The sequence below is a fragment of the Brevundimonas sp. UBA4553 genome (assembly GCF_002387245.1).
GTDB lineage: Bacteria > Pseudomonadota > Alphaproteobacteria > Caulobacterales > Caulobacteraceae > Brevundimonas.
On record NZ_DGLD01000019.1, the window covers coordinates 87818 to 102458 of the forward strand.

General features: G+C 68.0%; 16 protein-coding genes. 10 read left to right on the top strand and 6 right to left on the bottom strand.

The window, feature by feature from the left end:
• The first annotated feature begins 47 nt into the window (after window positions 1–47).
• Window positions 48–923: a DUF817 domain-containing protein gene (locus B4A39_RS12855; RefSeq protein WP_292036939.1), complete on the top strand. Its 876-nt coding sequence runs from the start codon at window positions 48–50 to the stop codon at window positions 921–923.
• A 33-nt stretch (window positions 924–956) separates the two neighbouring features.
• Here B4A39_RS12855 and B4A39_RS12860 read toward each other — a convergent pair whose 3' ends face one another.
• Window positions 957–1553, bottom strand: coding sequence for a nitroreductase family protein (locus tag B4A39_RS12860; RefSeq protein WP_292036940.1), 597 nt, complete (start codon window positions 1551–1553; stop codon window positions 957–959).
• A 45-nt stretch (window positions 1554–1598) separates the two neighbouring features.
• On the opposite strand from B4A39_RS12860, the gene B4A39_RS12865 reads away from it, so the two are divergent.
• From B4A39_RS12865 to B4A39_RS12875, 3 genes are all read left to right on the top strand, one after another.
• Window positions 1599–2228 carry an NUDIX domain-containing protein gene (locus B4A39_RS12865; RefSeq protein ID WP_292036941.1) on the top strand — a complete coding sequence of 210 codons (630 nt, stop codon included), beginning with the start codon at window positions 1599–1601 and terminating at the stop codon, window positions 2226–2228.
• A gap of 26 nt (window positions 2229–2254) precedes the next feature.
• Window positions 2255–3076 (top strand): serine O-acetyltransferase, encoded by an 822-nt coding sequence (gene cysE / locus B4A39_RS12870; protein WP_292036942.1) that lies wholly within the window; start codon window positions 2255–2257, stop codon window positions 3074–3076.
• A gap of 93 nt (window positions 3077–3169) precedes the next feature.
• A complete protein-coding gene (locus B4A39_RS12875) occupies window positions 3170–3379 on the top strand; it encodes a DUF3126 family protein (protein WP_105564438.1) in 210 nt (69 codons plus the stop codon).
• 94 nt (window positions 3380–3473) lie between these two features.
• On the opposite strand, the gene B4A39_RS12880 is transcribed toward B4A39_RS12875, so the two are convergent.
• The gene (locus B4A39_RS12880) at window positions 3474–4049 is read right to left on the bottom strand and encodes a hypothetical protein (protein ID WP_292036943.1); all 576 of its coding nucleotides are present in this window, start codon (window positions 4047–4049) and stop codon (window positions 3474–3476) included.
• An 82-nt stretch (window positions 4050–4131) separates the two neighbouring features.
• On the opposite strand from B4A39_RS12880, the gene B4A39_RS12885 reads away from it, so the two are divergent.
• From B4A39_RS12885 to B4A39_RS12895, 3 genes are all read left to right on the top strand, one after another.
• Window positions 4132–4998 (top strand): 50S ribosomal protein L11 methyltransferase, encoded by an 867-nt coding sequence (locus B4A39_RS12885; protein WP_292036944.1) that lies wholly within the window; start codon window positions 4132–4134, stop codon window positions 4996–4998.
• 159 nt (window positions 4999–5157) lie between these two features.
• Complete coding sequence (locus B4A39_RS12890) at window positions 5158–6984, top strand: aminopeptidase P family protein (RefSeq protein WP_292036945.1); 1827 nt, start codon at window positions 5158–5160, stop codon at window positions 6982–6984.
• Between the two features lie 71 nt (window positions 6985–7055).
• Window positions 7056–8042, top strand: a complete 987-nt coding sequence (locus tag B4A39_RS12895) for an aldo/keto reductase (RefSeq protein ID WP_292036946.1) — start codon at window positions 7056–7058, stop codon at window positions 8040–8042.
• Between the two features lie 59 nt (window positions 8043–8101).
• Here B4A39_RS12895 and B4A39_RS12900 read toward each other — a convergent pair whose 3' ends face one another.
• From B4A39_RS12900 to ligA, 3 genes are all read right to left on the bottom strand, one after another.
• Window positions 8102–8524 carry a DUF2147 domain-containing protein gene (locus B4A39_RS12900; protein ID WP_292036947.1) on the bottom strand — a complete coding sequence of 141 codons (423 nt, stop codon included), beginning with the start codon at window positions 8522–8524 and terminating at the stop codon, window positions 8102–8104.
• Between the two features lie 178 nt (window positions 8525–8702).
• Window positions 8703–9338 carry a 3'-5' exonuclease gene (locus tag B4A39_RS12905; protein WP_292036948.1) on the bottom strand — a complete coding sequence of 212 codons (636 nt, stop codon included), beginning with the start codon at window positions 9336–9338 and terminating at the stop codon, window positions 8703–8705.
• Window positions 9317–11635, bottom strand: a complete 2319-nt coding sequence (ligA, locus tag B4A39_RS12910) for an NAD-dependent DNA ligase LigA (protein ID WP_292036949.1) — start codon at window positions 11633–11635, stop codon at window positions 9317–9319. The genes B4A39_RS12905 and ligA overlap by 22 nt, the downstream gene beginning before the upstream one ends.
• A gap of 141 nt (window positions 11636–11776) precedes the next feature.
• Between ligA and B4A39_RS12915 the strand changes: the two genes are divergently transcribed.
• Complete coding sequence (locus B4A39_RS12915; protein WP_292036950.1) at window positions 11777–12739, top strand: M28 family peptidase; 963 nt, start codon at window positions 11777–11779, stop codon at window positions 12737–12739.
• A complete protein-coding gene (locus B4A39_RS12920; RefSeq protein ID WP_292036951.1) occupies window positions 12739–13281 on the top strand; it encodes a hypothetical protein in 543 nt (180 codons plus the stop codon). The genes B4A39_RS12915 and B4A39_RS12920 overlap by 1 nt, the downstream gene beginning before the upstream one ends.
• 23 nt (window positions 13282–13304) lie before the next feature.
• Here the strand turns inward: B4A39_RS12920 and B4A39_RS12925 are convergent, their stop codons facing one another.
• Complete coding sequence (locus tag B4A39_RS12925; RefSeq protein ID WP_292036953.1) at window positions 13305–13769, bottom strand: peptidylprolyl isomerase; 465 nt, start codon at window positions 13767–13769, stop codon at window positions 13305–13307.
• Between the two features lie 80 nt (window positions 13770–13849).
• Between B4A39_RS12925 and B4A39_RS12930 the strand changes: the two genes are divergently transcribed.
• Complete coding sequence (locus B4A39_RS12930) at window positions 13850–14584, top strand: RlmE family RNA methyltransferase (RefSeq protein ID WP_292036954.1); 735 nt, start codon at window positions 13850–13852, stop codon at window positions 14582–14584.
• The last annotated feature ends 57 nt before the right edge of the window (window positions 14585–14641 follow it).

A 14641-nucleotide genomic window follows, 5' to 3' on the forward strand; every position in this document is an offset into this window, starting at 1 on the left:
ACAAGCTCACCCTCATCTCGCACCGTCATTTCTCTTAGCCTCCGCCCATGACCCCATCCTCCCGTCTCCCGCTCGAAGCCTGGGGCCGTCGTCTGATGACCCGCGCGGAGGCGTGGGCGGATCGGGGGCGGTGGCGGGGGTATGTCTATGAGTTCCTGTGGTTCGGGCTGAAGCAGGGGTGGGCCTGTCTGTTCGGCGGGGCCATGCTGGGGCTGCTGGTGGGAACGCATCTGCTGTGGCCGGTCGTCTGGCCGGAAGGCGGGGCGCCGCTGTCGCGCTACGACTTTCTGGTGGTCGGGGCGCTGGTAATTCAGGGGCTGATGCTGGCCTTCAGGCTGGAGAGCTGGGAGGAGGCGCGGGTCATCTTCCTGTTCCACATCGCCGGGACGATCATGGAGCTGTTCAAGACGCATCACGGGTCGTGGATCTATCCCGAGGACTCGCTGTTGCGGATCGGGGCGGTGCCGCTGTTCTCGGGCTTCATGTATGCGGCGGTGGGCAGCTATATCGCGCGGGTGCAGCGCATCTTCCATATCCGGGTGCGGAACTATCCGCCGCTGTGGACGACCTGGGTTCTGGCGGCGGCCATCTATGTCAACTTCTTCGCCCATCACTGGCTGCCGGACGTGCGGATCGCGCTGTTCGCGGCGACGGTGCTGCTGTTCGGGCGGGGCTGGTTCTACTTCACCGCGGACCGGCGGCGACGGGGGATGCCGCTGCTGCTGGGCTATGGGCTGGTGGCCCTGTTCATCTGGTTCGCCGAGAACCTGGGGACGTTCGCGCGGGCCTGGGTCTATCCGGGGCAGAGCGATGGCTGGGAGATGGTCAGCCTGAACAAGCTGGGGGCGTGGTTCCTGCTGATGATCATCTCCGTGGTGCTGGTGTCGCTGGTGCACCGGCCGGAGGAGGAGCCAAGGGGGTGAGCGTCCTTCTCCCGCAAGGGGAGAAGGAAGAGGTTATGCTCGCCGCTCGACCTTGTGGGCCATGTTGGGGCGGGGGCGTTCCAGCGGGGCTTCGGTCAGGGTTCCGAGGTGGATGAAGCCGGCGATGGTCTCGCCGTCCTGAACGCCGAACAGGGCGACGGCGGCGGGGTCGTAGGTGTACCAGTCGGTGATCCAGCTGGCTGAATAGCCTAGGGCGTCGGCGGCGTGTTCGATGTTCATGCAGACGGCGCCGGCGGACAGTTGCTGCTCCCAGACCGGGACCTTGTGGCCCTGGATCGGGGTCGAGACGACCATGATGGTCAGGGGCGGATTGGCCAGCTTGGCCAGGACGGCCAGGTCCTTGTCGATGCGGCTCTGGGTTTCGGCCAGGGCCGCGAGGGCCTCAGACAGGTCAGCGCGGCTCTGTGGGCCCAGCACCACGAAGCGCCAGGGAAAGAGCTTGCCGTGGTCCGGAGTGCGGGCGCCGAGATGCAGGATCTGCTCGACCTCGGCCTCGGACGGGCCGGGGGCGGCGAGAAGCTGGGCCGAGGCCGAGCGGCGGTTCGCCAGACGGGTCAGCATCTCATCCGAACGGACGGGCAGGGGCAGGGCGGCGTTGAGATCGGTCATGCCGTCTAGCTAGGATTTCGTCGCGCCCGGCGCCATAGCGGAGGGATGCACGATATTCCCGACATCAAGCCCCGCTGGGCCGAGGACCTGCCCGAGCCGCCGAAATGGCGGAGCCACGGGGACAGCCTGCTGGTGGACACGCCGTGGATGCAGGTGACGCGCCACCCCGCCACGGCGCCGACCGGGGCGGAGGCCGACTATCAGGTGGTGCGGCCGAAGAATGTGGGCACCGGGGTCCTGCCGCTGCATGACGACGGGACGGTGACGCTGGTGGGGCAGCATCGCTTCGCCCTGATGCGCTATTCCTGGGAGATGCCGGAGGGCGGGGCGCCGATGGATGAAGATCCCTTCGACGCCGTGCGTCGCGAACTGGCGGAAGAGGCGGGGCTGGCCGCCGCGCACTGGCGTGCGGCGCTGGACGTGGACCTGTCGAATTCCATCACCGACGAGCGGGCCATGACCTGGGTGGCCTGGGGATTGAGCGCGGTTCCGGTCGATCCGGACCCGACCGAGGTGATCGTCGTGGCGCGCGTGCCGTTCCGCGACCTGCTGGCCGAGATCGAGCGCGGAGCGGTGCGCGACGGCCTGACGGTGGCGACGGCCTATCGCGCCTACCATATGGCCCGGGAAGGCGAACTGCCCGCCGCGCTGGCGCAGGCCTTGCTGCGGGCGTAGGATCGCCGACTGAGAACGGAGGGCCGATGGCCAAGCTGGAAATCGTGCCGCAACATCCCGACCTGTGGGCGCAACTGCGCGCCGCAGCCGAGGACGCCGCGCGCGAGGAGCCGCGTCTGGCCTCGCAGCTGAACGCCGTGGTTCTGGCGCACGACGATCTTGCGGGCGCGCTGAGCTTCCAGATCGCGCGCAAGCTGGGCGACGCCGAGCTGGCGGCCATGTCGCTGCGCGAGGTGGCCCTGTCGGCATTTGCAGCCGATCCCGGCATCCTGGCGGCGGCGGAAGCCGATCTGAAGGCGGTGCAGGACCGCGATCCGGCGATCCGGTCGCTGCTGCAGCCCTTCATGTACTTCAAGGGGTTCCAGGCGCTTCAGGCCTGGCGCGTGGCCCATTGGCTGTGGGGACAGGGGCGCGACACCCTGGCCTTCCACTTCCAGAGCCGAATTTCGGAGCTGTTCCAGCTGGACATCCATCCGGCGGCGCGGATCGGCTCGGGCGTCTTCGTCGACCACGGCACCGGCATCGTCATCGGCGAGACGGCGGTGGTCGGCGACGAGGTGTCCATGCTCCACGCCGTGACCCTGGGCGGGACCGGCGCCGAGCGCGGCGACCGCCATCCCAAGATCGGGCGCGGGGTTCTGCTGGGCGCCGGGGCCAAGGTGCTGGGCAATATCGTGATCGGCGACTACGCCAAGGTGGCCTCGGGGTCGGTGGTGCTGAAGCCGGTGCCGGCGGGCTGCACCGTCGCCGGGGTGCCGGCCCGGGTCGTGGCCTGCCCGACCGATGCGACGCCCGCCCGGACCATGGACCACACCCTGGCCGACATCGCCTATGACTACGTGATCTGAGGCCCTCGCCTGTGGACGCCCGATACGCGGGCTTCCCATGCGGCGGCGTGTTCTTTAGGTTCCGCCGTCAACGACACCAACGAGGCTACCCCCGTGAAAGAATCTGATCTGAAGCGCGTCGAGACGCACCTGAAGCGCACCTTCAACCACGGCGGCATCAAGGTGAAGGCCCGCAAGGTCGCCGATTCCGCCGAAGTCTATGTCGATGACGAGTTCATCGGCGTGGTGTTCGAGGACGAAGACGAAGCCGGATCGTTCATGTTCGAGATGGCGATCCTGGCGGAAGACCTGCCGCAGGACTGAGGCCGGTTCTCCAGAGACTTCTGGGAACCACGCAATGAAAAGGCCGGAGGGGGCAACCCCTCCGGCCTTTGTCGTTTCAGGTCCTGAGCGCGCCTTAGAGGCCGAACAGGCGGGCGAAGAAGCCCTTCTTCTTTTCAGGCTGAGGCGCCGCAGCGACGGGCGCGGGCTGCGGTGCAGCGGGCTTGGGAGCCTCCACCGGCTTGGGCGCCGGAGCGGGAGCCGCAGCGACCGGAGCCGGGGCGACGGCGGGCTTGGGCGCTTCGACCGGCTTGGCGGCGGCCTTCGGCGTCGCCGGTTTAGGGGCGGCGGCCTTCTTGGGGGCGGCGGGTTTGGCGGCCGTCGATTTCGCGGCGGTCTTGGCCGGAGCCGTTTCTGGCTTGGCGGCCTTGGGCGAGGCGGCGGTGCTCTTTACCGCGGCGGCCTTTGCAGCCGGCTTGGCGACGGCCTTCGGCGCAGCCTTGGCGGCGGGCTTGGCCGTGGCCTTGGGAGCGGCGGCCTTCACCGCGGGCTTGGCGGGCGCCGCCTTGGGCGCGGCGGCTTTCGGCGCGGCCTTCGGTTTTGCAGCGGCCTTAGGCGCCGCAGCGCTCGACTTTGCCGCCGGTTTCGGCTTGGAAGCGGCAGGCGCCGCTTTCGGCGCAGCAGATTTCGACTCAGACGGTGCTTTAGCCATGGATACCCCGACCCCTAAATGGACACGGGCATTCCGCACGCCCGCACTCGTTGCGATTCGTCATCATAACGGTGTTTGAGAAATGTCCGAGTCCGCTCTTCAGGTAATCGCACGCGGCGAGCGCGAAGCCGCCGAGACCGCCGCCGCCGCGATCGACGCCAATCCCCTGCTGGAAGGCGCGACCTACTCGATCCTGGAAGAGGACGAGGACAAGGGCGTTTGGCGCATCGACGCCTTTCCCACGACGGAAGCGGAGGCCGAGGGCATCGCCGAGACCCTGCGCGCGACGCCGGGCCTGGAGGTGATCGTCGAGAAGCTGGCTGACGCCGACTGGCTGGCCATGAGCCTGTCCGGCCTGCCGCCGGTCGAGGCGGGACGCTTCTTCGTCTATGGCGCACACGATCAGGGCAAGATCCCCGAAGGCCGGATCAACTTGAAGATCGACGCGGGCGCCGCTTTCGGCACCGGCCACCATGGGACGACGGTCGGTTGTCTGGAAGCCTTCGACAATTTGCTGGCGACCGAGAGCTTCGAGAAGGTGCTGGACGTCGGCTGCGGCACGGGCGTGCTGGCCATCGCCGCGGCGAAGACGGGTTCGCCCATCGCGGTCGGCACCGACATCGACGAGCCCTCGGCCCGCATCGCCAACGAGAACGCCCAGATCAATGACGCCACCTGCGAGTTTTATTTCGCGGACGGTCTGAGCGACGCGCGCATCGCCCAGCACGCGCCCTACGACCTGGTCTTCGCCAACATCCTGGCCGCGCCCCTGGTGTTTCTGGCGCCCGAAATCGGCCAGGCGCTGAGGTCGGGCGGGGTGGCTATCCTGTCGGGTCTGTTGCGCACGCAGGAGGAGCGGGTGCTGGAAGCCTATCTGCCGCTGGGCTTCGTGGTCGAGCAGACCATCCATCACGATGCCTGGACGGCGCTGCAGCTGCGCAAGAAGTAATTTTCCTTCTCCCTTGCGGGAGAAGGTGGCTCGCGAAGCGAGACGGATGAGGGTTGCGGGACATTGAAAGTATCGCAGCCCTTCTTGCATTGAGATACCCCTCATCCGCCCCTTCGGGGCGCCTTCTCCCGCAAGGGGAGAAGGGTGTAAGGACCCCTCATGCGCCAGACATTCGACGAAACCACCGATCCGTCCTTCGGGGCCAAGCACCTGCCTCTGCTTCGCGCCGAGATGGTCAAGCAGGGCCTCGACGGTCTGCTGGTCCCGCACGAGGACGAGCATCAGAACGAATACCTGCCCGACGCCAGCGAGCGTCTGGCCTGGGTCAGCGGCTTCACCGGTTCGGCCGGGGCGGGCGTGGTGCTGATGGACCGGGCGGCGGTCTTCGTCGACGGCCGCTACACGGTTCAGGCCAAGGCCCAGACGGACGCTGCCCTGTTCGAGCGGGTGGAGCTGAACAGGCTGGCCGCCTGGCTGGAAGGCCTGAGCGCCGGTTCGGTGATCGGTTATGACCCGCGCCTGCACAGCCCCGACGCCCTGGCGACCCTGCGCGCGGCGGTCGAGAAGGCCGGAGCGACGCTGAAGGCGGTGGAGCCCAACCCCATCGATCTGGCCTGGGGCGACGCCCGTCCCGCCCAGCCGCAAGCGCCCGTCGTGCCGCACGAGGACCGCTATTCCGGCGAGGCCGCTGCGTCCAAGCGCGCAAGTATCGGCCAGGCTATCGCCGCCAAGGGCGCCGACGTGGCCGTACTGACCTCGCCGTCCTCGCTGGCCTGGCTATTCAACATTCGCGGCGGAGACGTGATCCGCACGCCTCTGCCGCTGGGGCAGGCGGTGGTGAAGGCTGACGGGACCGCCAAGGTCTTCCTCGACCCCGCCAAGATCACCAACGAACTGCCCGGCTGGCTGGGCGACGCCGTGATGCTGGAGGCGCCCGAGGCGCTGCCGGCCGCGCTGGACGCCCTGTCGGGTCAGAAGGTGCTGATCGACCCTGCCGTGTCCTCGGCCTGGTATTTCGACCGTCTGGAGGCTGCGGGCGCCGCCATTGTGCGCGGTATGGATCCCTGCGCCCTGCCGCGCGCCCAGAAGAATGACGTCGAGATCGAGGGCAGCCGTCAGGCGCACATCCGCGACGGCGCGGCCCTGACCCGCTTCCTGCACTGGGTGGACACGGTCGCGCAGAGGGAACTGCCGGACGAGCGGGCGGTGGTCGAGGCGCTGGAAGGGTTCCGCGAGGCGACAGGGATGCTGAAGGACCTGTCCTTCGACACCATCGCCGGGGTCGGGCCGAACGGCGCCCTGCCGCACTACAAGCCGGTCGGGGCCAAGATCCGGCCGATGGAGGCGGGCAGCCTGTTGCTGGTGGACGGCGGCGGTCAGTATCTGGACGGGACCACGGACGTGACCCGCACCATGGCCATAGGCGAGGGCACGGCCGATCAGCGCCGGATGTTCACCCTGGTCCTGAAGGGCCACATCGCCATGGCGGTGATCCGCTTCCCGGCCGGGACCTCCGGTCGCCAGCTGGACGCCATTGCGCGCCAGCCCCTGTGGAACGCGGGCTTCGACTTCGACCACGGCACGGGCCACGGCGTGGGGTCGTATCTCGGCGTCCACGAAGGACCGCAACGCATCGCCGGCTGGGGCACGGACCAGCCGCTGCTGACCGGCATGATCCTGTCGAACGAGCCGGGCTACTACCGCGAGGGCGAGTGGGGCATCCGTATCGAGACCCTGCAGGTCGTGACGGCCCCGGCCCAGGTTCCGGGCGGCGAGCGGCCGATGCACGGCTTCGAACAACTGACCCTGGCGCCGCTGGACCGCCGCCTGATCGACCTCGCCCTGCTGACGGCGGACGAGCGGGCCTATGTCGACGCCTATCACGCCGAGGTTCTGGCCAAGGTCGGGCCGCTGCTGGCCGACGGTGTGCAGAAGGACGAGGCGGCTCTGGCCTGGCTGAGGGCGCAGACCGCGCCCTTGACCTGAGGCGGGGCGGCGCCATCTGGTGAAGGTCGGCGCTGAAGCGTCGACCCCCTCACATCGGAAGGAAGGCGCTGATGAAGACGCGCAAGCTGGGCCGCGGCGGCCCCGAAGTCTCGGCCATCGGTCTGGGCTGCATGGGCATGAGCGCCTTTTACGGCGGCGCCAATGAAGGTCAGTCGATCGACGTGATCCACCGTGCGCTGAACCTGGGCGTGACCCTGTTCGACACAGCGGAAATCTATGGTCCCGAAACCAACGAGCGGCTGCTGGGCAAGGCGCTGAAGGGGCGACGGGACGAGGCCTTCATCGCCACCAAGTTCGGCATCAACTACAACGCCGACCGGACCGTACTGGCGGTCGATGGGTCGCCCGCCAATGTGCGTCGCGCGATCGAGGGCAGCCTGAGCCGTCTCGGCGTCGATCACGTGGACCTCTACTATTTGCACCGCGTCGATCCCGACACGCCGATCGAGGAGACGGTCGGGGCGATGGCCGAACTGGTGACCGAGGGGAAGGTGCGCTTCCTCGGCCTGTCCGAGGCGGCGCCCGCCACGATCCGCAAGGCCCATGCGGTCCACCCCATCACCGCCTTGGAGACCGAATATTCGCTTTGGAGCCGCGAACCGGAGGACGAAATCCTCGCCACCGTGCGCGAACTGGGCATCGGCTTCGTGCCCTACAGCCCGCTGGGGCGCGGCTTCCTGTCAGGCGAGATCAGGTCGATCGACGACCTGCCGGCCGATGATTTCCGCCGCTCCAACCCGCGTTTCATGGGAGAGAACTTCCAGAAGAACCTGGATCTGGTCGCGGCGGTTTCGGCCATCGCCGCCGACAAGGGGGTGACGGCTGCGCAGCTGGCTCTGGCCTGGGTGCTGGCGCAGGGCGAGGACCTGATCCCCATTCCGGGCACGCGCCGGGTGGCGACGTTGGAGCAGAACATCGCCGCGACCGAGATTGTGCTGACGCTGGAAGATCTGTCGCGGATCGAGGCGGTCTTCCCCAAGGGCGCGGCGTCCGGTGAACGCTATGCAGCCGCCGGACGGTCGGCGCTGAACCGCTGATGCGAAAACGCCTCCCTCGCGGTTGCGGGGGAGGCGTCTCGACTAGCGCTGCGCCTCGACTACTGGATGCGGGTCCAGGTCTGGGTCTTGCACAGGGGGGCGACGATGCAGCCGCGCAGGCGCAGGCTGTTGTCATTGGTCATGGTGATGGTGCCGCGATAGGTGCCGCCGTCCGCCGGGTTGTAGACCGAGCCGCCTCGCCATTCGGTCGGGCCGCCGGTGAAGCCGCTGAGCATGGGCAGGCCGCGCAGGGTGCGGTTGCGCTGGCTGGCGTCCTTGTTGTGCTCGTCGCGGGCGTTGGGCTGGGCGCGGATGTGGTCGGACGTCACCAGCGTGCCGCACAGAGCCTGACCGCAACGGGTGATGCGGACCTGGCCGCCGTTGGTCGGGGTCTGCCACAGGCCGGTCGGGTCGCCGGCGAAGGCAGGTGAGGCTAGAGCCGCAGCGACGACAGCCGCAGCCGCCAGGACGGAGAACTTCATCAGGCGTATTCCTTCACATGGATCGTTGAGCCGATCCCTTAAGCGAAGGGTGATCCCGGTTTCGGTCTGAAACAAGGCCCAAATTCATGACGTTCGCTCAATGATTACATGACCTTAGGTCAATATATGAGCGTGATGGCAGACTAAGGTGATGGATTTTCGCGGCTTTCCGCCGCCGTCAGGCCGCGCGTGGGCGGCGCGGACGAGAAGCGGCCGAGGAGCAGGGGCTGTAGCCGGCGACGTGCAGGCGACCGAGGCTGATGCCGGCGGCGGCCGCGAGCGTGCTGGCGCAGGCGGCGTCATGCAGGTGCAGCGTCTTCAGCGCCACCGAGGCGCAGGCGAAGGCGTCTTCGGCGGCGTCGTGGTGTTTGAACTGGATGCCCAGTTCGGCGCAGACATTGTTCAACTTGTGCGAGGCGAACTCGGGCCAGGTGATCTGGGCCAGTTTGACCGTGCAGAGATAGTCGAACTCGGGATAGGCGAGGCCGTAGTGGTCGCAGGTCCCGCGGATGACGCTGACGTCGAAGGCGGCGTTGTGGGCCAGGACGGTGCGGCCCTGCAGGCGCGGGGCGATGGCGGCTAGGACGGCGGGGAATTCCTCGGCGTCCTCGACCTGTTCCGGGCCGATGCCGTGGAAGGCGATGTTGAAGCTGGCGAAGCGCATGCCGGGCGGGCGGATGTAGTGGTGCTCGACGGATTCGATGACGCCATCGTTGATCCAGGCCAGGCCGATCGAGCAGGGGCTGGAGCGCTGCTCGTTGGCGGTTTCGAAGTCGATGGCGACGGCGTGCATCAGGCGGTCAGCTCCAGCCATTCGTCCTCGGTCAGGACGGCGACCCCGTGTTTCTCGGCGTCTTTCAGCTTGGACCCGGCGCCGGGACCGGCGACGACATAGTCGGTCTTCTTCGACACCGAACCCGAGACCTTGGCGCCCAGGCTTTCGGCGCGGGCCTTGGCCTCGTCGCGGGTGAAGCGTTCCAGCGACCCGGTGAAGACCACGGTCTTGCCCGCCACGGGGCTGTCGGTGGTGGGGGCCGCGACGTCCTCGACCTGGGCCAGTTCGGCCAACAGGGCGTCGACGACCTCGCGGTTGTGCGGTTCGTGGAAGAAATGGGCCAGGGCCTCGGCGGCGACGGGGCCGACGCCGGAGACGCCCGCGATCTGGTTGAGGATCTCGGACGGGCCTTCGGTGCGGGCGACGCGGGCCCAGCGGGTCAGGTCGGTCCAGCCGTCCGAGATTTCGGCCAGCGAGCGACGTGCGGGGGCGGCCATGCCGGGGAAGGCGAGGGCGATCTTCTGATCCATCGGCGCCTCCGGCCATGGATCCTCGGCGGGGGGCGTCGCCTCGGCCATCAGGCCCAGGACGCGGGTTGAGATGGCGTGGGTGGCGGCCAGCCGCTTCCAGTCGTCGCTGGCCAGACCCTCGGACGCAGCCATGCAGGCGTCACGGAAGGCGGTCCAGCTGCCGAAGGCGCGCGACAGGATCAGCGAGGTCTGTTCGCCGATGTCCGGCACGCCCAGGCCGAAGATCAGGCGGTCGAGACTGATGGTGCGGCGAGCGTCGATCCCGGCGATCAGGTTGCGGACGCTGGTCTCGCCATAGCCGTCCTCGGCCCTCAGCAGGGCCAGCTTCTGCTCGTCGCGGGCCAGGCGGAAGATGTCCGCCGGCTCCCTGATCCAGCCGCGCGCGTGGAAGGCGATCAGCTGTTTTTCTCCAAGCCCTTCAATGTCGAAGGCGCGGCGGCTGACAAAGTGCTTCAAGCGCTCGACGATCTGGGCGTCGCAGATCAGGCCGCCGGTGCAGCGGCGCTTGACCTCGTCGCCCTCGCGCACGGCCTCCGATCCGCAGACGGGGCAGACGTGGGGGAAGGCGAAGGGTTCGGCGCCTTCGAGGCGCAGGTTTTCGACCACGCCGACGATCTGGGGAATGACGTCGCCGGCGCGTTGCAGGATGACGGTGTCGCCGATGCGCACGTCCTTGCGGGCGATCTCGTCCTCGTTGTGCAGGGTGGCGTTGCGGACCACGACGCCGCCGACGGTGACCGGGTGCAGGCGGGCGACGGGGGTCAGGGAGCCGGTACGGCCGACCTGGATGTCGATGCCTTCCAGAACGGTCGTAGCCTGCTGCGCCGGGAACTTGTGGGCGATGGCCCAACGGGGACTGCGGGCGATGAATCCGAGGCGCTGCTGCCAGTCCAGTCGGTCGACCTTGTAGACCACGCCGTCGATGTCATAGCCGAGGCGGGCGCGGTCGGTTTCCAGTCCGCGATAGACCTCGATCAGGCCTACGGCGCCCTCGACGCGGGTCGAGCGCTCGTTGACCTGAAAGCCCCAGCTGCGGAAGGCCTCCAGCGCGCCGTGTTGCGTCTCCGCGAACGGGGCCGAGGTCTCGCCCCAGGCGTAGGCGAAGAAGGTCAGGGGGCGCAGGGCCGTGATCTTCGGGTCCTTCTGGCGCAGCGATCCGGCGGCGAAGTTGCGCGGGTTGGCGTAGGTGCGGCGGCCTTCGGCTTCGGCTGCGGCATTGAAGGCGTCGAAGGCGTCGTTGCGGGCGTAGACCTCGCCCCGGATCTCGATGACGTCGGGCCAGCCGGAGCCGCTCAGGGTCTGGGGGATGCTGGCCAGCGTGCGCAGGTTGGCGGTCACATCCTCGCCGGTCTTGCCGTCGCCGCGCGTGGCGCCCTGGACCAGAACGCCCTTCTCATAGCGCAGGCTGGCGGACAGGCCGTCGATCTTGGGCTCGGCGACGAAGGCGATGGGTTCGTCGCCCGGCAGTTTCAGGAAGCGGGCGATGCGGGCCACGAAGTCGCGCACCTCGCTCTCGTCGAAGGCGTTGTCCAGCGACAGCATGGGCACGCCGTGGCGGACCTCGGCGAACTGGCTGGAGACGGGAGCGCCGACCCGTTGCGAAGGGGAGACGGGGCTGGTCAGGGCCGGGAAGGCGGTCTCGATGGCGAGGGCGCGGCGCTTCAGGTCGTCGTAGTCGGCGTCGGAAATCTCGGGCGCAGCGTCGGCGTAGTAGAGGGCGTCGTGGCGCGCCAGTTCGGCAGACAACTGCGCCAACTCCTCGCGGGCCTGGTCTTCGGTCAGGGTTTCGACAGGAGTTTCGGACATGGGAATCGCGCGGTCAGCCTACATCAGTCGCGCTGTTTAGCACTGGCGGCGGCGGGATCGCAGCGTCCATGACAGAAACGTAATCTGACGAAGGCGACGACGCCCGCTAGCGTCCCGCCGACTGATTTCCCGGAGCCCTCCATGCGTCCTGTTCTCGCCAGCCTGACAGCCATCGCCGCCGCCCTGACGCTGGCCGCCTGCGAGACCACGACGCCGACCGAGACAGCGACCGCGCCTGCTGCGGCCTCGTCCGCCGATTACACCCAGTTGATGGACGACCTGCGCATCCTGTCGGCGGACGACATGCAGGGCCGCGACACCGGCTCGGAAGGCGGCGCCAAGGCGCGCGAATATATCGTCGGACGTCTGGAGGCGCTGGGCGTCCAGCCGTCGCCGATGGGGCGGCTGCAGCCGTGGGAAATGCAGGGGCGAACGCGCGAAGGGGTGAAGACCTTCAGCGGGACCAACATCATCGGCGTCATTCCCGGCACGCGCGTGTCGGACAAGTACATCGTGGTCACGGCCCACTACGACCACGTCGGCGTCAACGACGGCCAGGTCTTCAACGGCGCGGACGACAACGCCTCGGGCGTGGCGACCATGCTGGAGCTGGCCAAGAGGCTGAAGGCCAATCCGCCGGAGCACAGCGTCCTGATCGTCGCCCTCGACGGCGAGGAGCGGGGGCTTCTGGGGGCCAAGCATTTCGTCGAGGCGCCGCCGGTGCCGCTGTCGTCGATCTCGATGAACCTGAACTTCGACATGACGGCGCGCGCCGACAGCGACGGCAAGCTGTGGGTCACCGGCACCTATCAGCATCCCTATTTCCGCCCGCTGCTGGAGCGGATCGCGCCGCGCGGGACAGTCTCGCTGGCTTTCGGCAAGGACACGCCCGAGGACAAGGGCGCCGACAACTGGGTTGAAGCGTCGGATCACGCCGCCTTCCACCGTGCAGGCCTGCCCTTCCTCTATTTCGGCGTGAACTATCACCCCGATTATCACCGCCCGAGCGACGATTTCGAGAAGATCGTGCCGGCCACCTTCCAGTCTTCGACCGAACTGGCGATCGAAGGGTTCCGCGCGCTGGATCAGTGGCTGGATCAATGATGAAGCGAGCCCTGGCGGCGGCGACCCTGGTCGGGATGATGGCGCTGGCGGCCTGCGACCGGCCTGCGACCTCGCCTGAAGCGCCGGCGGCGAAGGCTGCGGCCTTCGCCCACGACCTGCCGGAAGATGTGTCCGGCTACTACATTCCGACCGAAGAGGTGCGGATCGACAACTGGCGGCTGCACCACGTCTTCATGGGCCAGGTTCCGGACTTCATCGCCTGGGAGGGCGGCGAGCGGCCGTCGGGCTTTGCACCGGTCATGATCGAGTTCGAGGACATGGTCGGGCCACCGCTGGAAAGCGGAAAACGGCGTCGATTGCGGCTGATCCCGGCGGCCTACGACGTCACCGAGGATCGGGTGCGGGTTCAAGCCTTGTCGGGGGGGCTGGGAGGCGTGTCGTTCGATGGAAAGCTCGACCAGGGCGCGCTGGCGACGGCGCGGCGCAATCTGGGAGACAGAGGCGTCGTCCTGAAGGGGACGCTCAAGGTCGGAAACCGGACCTTCAATAACGTGTCGATGCGGTGGTGGGCGGGGGACTGATCCCCCGCCGCTGATACCGATCCTTAGGCGACGGTCGCCTTGACGATCTTGCCCGGCGCGCGGGGCGGCTCGCCCTTGGGCAGGGCGTCGACGTGGTCCATGCCTTCGATCACTTCACCCCAGACGGTGTATTGCTTGTCGAGGAAGCGGGCGTCGTCGAAGCAGATGAAGAACTGCGAGTTGGCGCTGTTCGGATCCGAGGTGCGGGCCATCGAGCAGACGCCGCGGACGTGCGGCTCTGCGCTGAACTCGGCCTTCAGGTTGGGCTTCTTCGAGCCCGAGGTGCCGGTGCCGGTCGGGTCGCCGCCCTGGGCCATGAAGCCCGGGATGACGCGGTGGAAGACCACGCCGTCATAGAAGCCTTCCGAGGCCAGTTCGGAGATGCGCTCGACGTGGCCCGGGGCCAGGTCGGGGCGCAGCTTGATCACGACGTTGCGCTCTTCGCCGTCGCCGGTGTCGAGGGTGAAGGTCAGGGTTTGGTCGGCCATGAGGCTCTCCTTGCGGGGGTGTGAGCTAGAATTGTGCGCGGGTCATAGCGGCTGAACGCTGTCACGGCTATGTGGGAAGCATGAGTGACGACGAAAAGCCCTCCGACAAGCCCTCCGACAAGCCGCCGGAACGCCGCCGGATGGTTCGCCCGCCTACAGGCGGCACCGCCGCCGGGCGCGGCCTGGGCCAGAAGATGAGGACGGCCGACACCAAGTCCATGTCGAGCCAGCAGTGGATCAAGCGGCAGCTGTCGGACAAGTGGTCCGAGCGCGCGCGGGCCGAGGGCTGGCGCAGCCGGGCGGCCTTCAAGCTGCTGGAGATCGACGACCGCTTTCATCTGATCAAGAAGGGCTCGCGGGTCATCGACCTGGGCGCGGCGCCCGGCGGCTGGATCCAGGTGGCGCTGGATCGCGGCGCAGCGGCGGTGGCGGGCGTGGACCTGCTGATGATCGAGCCCGTGCCCGGCGCGACCCTGATCCAGGCCGACTTCACCCATCCGGGAGTGGACCAGCAGCTGATCGACGCGATCGGCGGGCGACCCGACCTGGTGCTGTCAGACATGGCGCATAACACGGTCGGCCACCGCAAGACGGACCACCTGAAGATCATCGCCCTGATCGAGATCGCCGCCGACTTCGCCATCCGCACATTGAAGCCGGGCGGAAACTTCGTGTCCAAGAACTTCCAGGGCGGCGACGCCGGCGGGGTTCTGGCGCGGCTGCGCGAGGAGTTCGAGACGGTGAAGTACGTGAAGCCGGAATCGAGCCGCAAGGGCAGCGCCGAGGTGTTTCTGGTGGCGCTGAACAAGAAGTAGGATTGGTCTTTCCGTCCCCTCGTGTTCATCTGGCGGGTGTCGCCTGCCGCGACGGAC

Excerpts from the sequence above, each read along its gene's own strand:
- B4A39_RS12855 (WP_292036939.1), top strand. The coding sequence starts at position 48 with ATGACCCCATCCTCCCGTCTCCCGCTCGAAGCCTGGGGCCGTCGTCTG.
- B4A39_RS12860 (WP_292036940.1), bottom strand. The coding sequence starts at position 1,553 with ATGACCGATCTCAACGCCGCCCTGCCCCTGCCCGTCCGTTCGGATGAG.
- B4A39_RS12865 (WP_292036941.1), top strand. The coding sequence starts at position 1,599 with ATGCACGATATTCCCGACATCAAGCCCCGCTGGGCCGAGGACCTGCCC.
- cysE (WP_292036942.1), top strand. The coding sequence starts at position 2,255 with ATGGCCAAGCTGGAAATCGTGCCGCAACATCCCGACCTGTGGGCGCAA.
- B4A39_RS12880 (WP_292036943.1), bottom strand. The coding sequence starts at position 4,049 with ATGGCTAAAGCACCGTCTGAGTCGAAATCTGCTGCGCCGAAAGCGGCG.
- B4A39_RS12885 (WP_292036944.1), top strand. The coding sequence starts at position 4,132 with ATGTCCGAGTCCGCTCTTCAGGTAATCGCACGCGGCGAGCGCGAAGCC.
- B4A39_RS12890 (WP_292036945.1), top strand. The coding sequence starts at position 5,158 with ATGCGCCAGACATTCGACGAAACCACCGATCCGTCCTTCGGGGCCAAG.
- B4A39_RS12895 (WP_292036946.1), top strand. The coding sequence starts at position 7,056 with ATGAAGACGCGCAAGCTGGGCCGCGGCGGCCCCGAAGTCTCGGCCATC.
- B4A39_RS12900 (WP_292036947.1), bottom strand. The coding sequence starts at position 8,524 with ATGAAGTTCTCCGTCCTGGCGGCTGCGGCTGTCGTCGCTGCGGCTCTA.
- B4A39_RS12905 (WP_292036948.1), bottom strand. The coding sequence starts at position 9,338 with ATGGCTGGAGCTGACCGCCTGATGCACGCCGTCGCCATCGACTTCGAA.
- ligA (WP_292036949.1), bottom strand. The coding sequence starts at position 11,635 with ATGTCCGAAACTCCTGTCGAAACCCTGACCGAAGACCAGGCCCGCGAG.
- B4A39_RS12915 (WP_292036950.1), top strand. The coding sequence starts at position 11,777 with ATGCGTCCTGTTCTCGCCAGCCTGACAGCCATCGCCGCCGCCCTGACG.
- B4A39_RS12920 (WP_292036951.1), top strand. The coding sequence starts at position 12,739 with ATGAAGCGAGCCCTGGCGGCGGCGACCCTGGTCGGGATGATGGCGCTG.
- B4A39_RS12925 (WP_292036953.1), bottom strand. The coding sequence starts at position 13,769 with ATGGCCGACCAAACCCTGACCTTCACCCTCGACACCGGCGACGGCGAA.
- B4A39_RS12930 (WP_292036954.1), top strand. The coding sequence starts at position 13,850 with ATGAGTGACGACGAAAAGCCCTCCGACAAGCCCTCCGACAAGCCGCCG.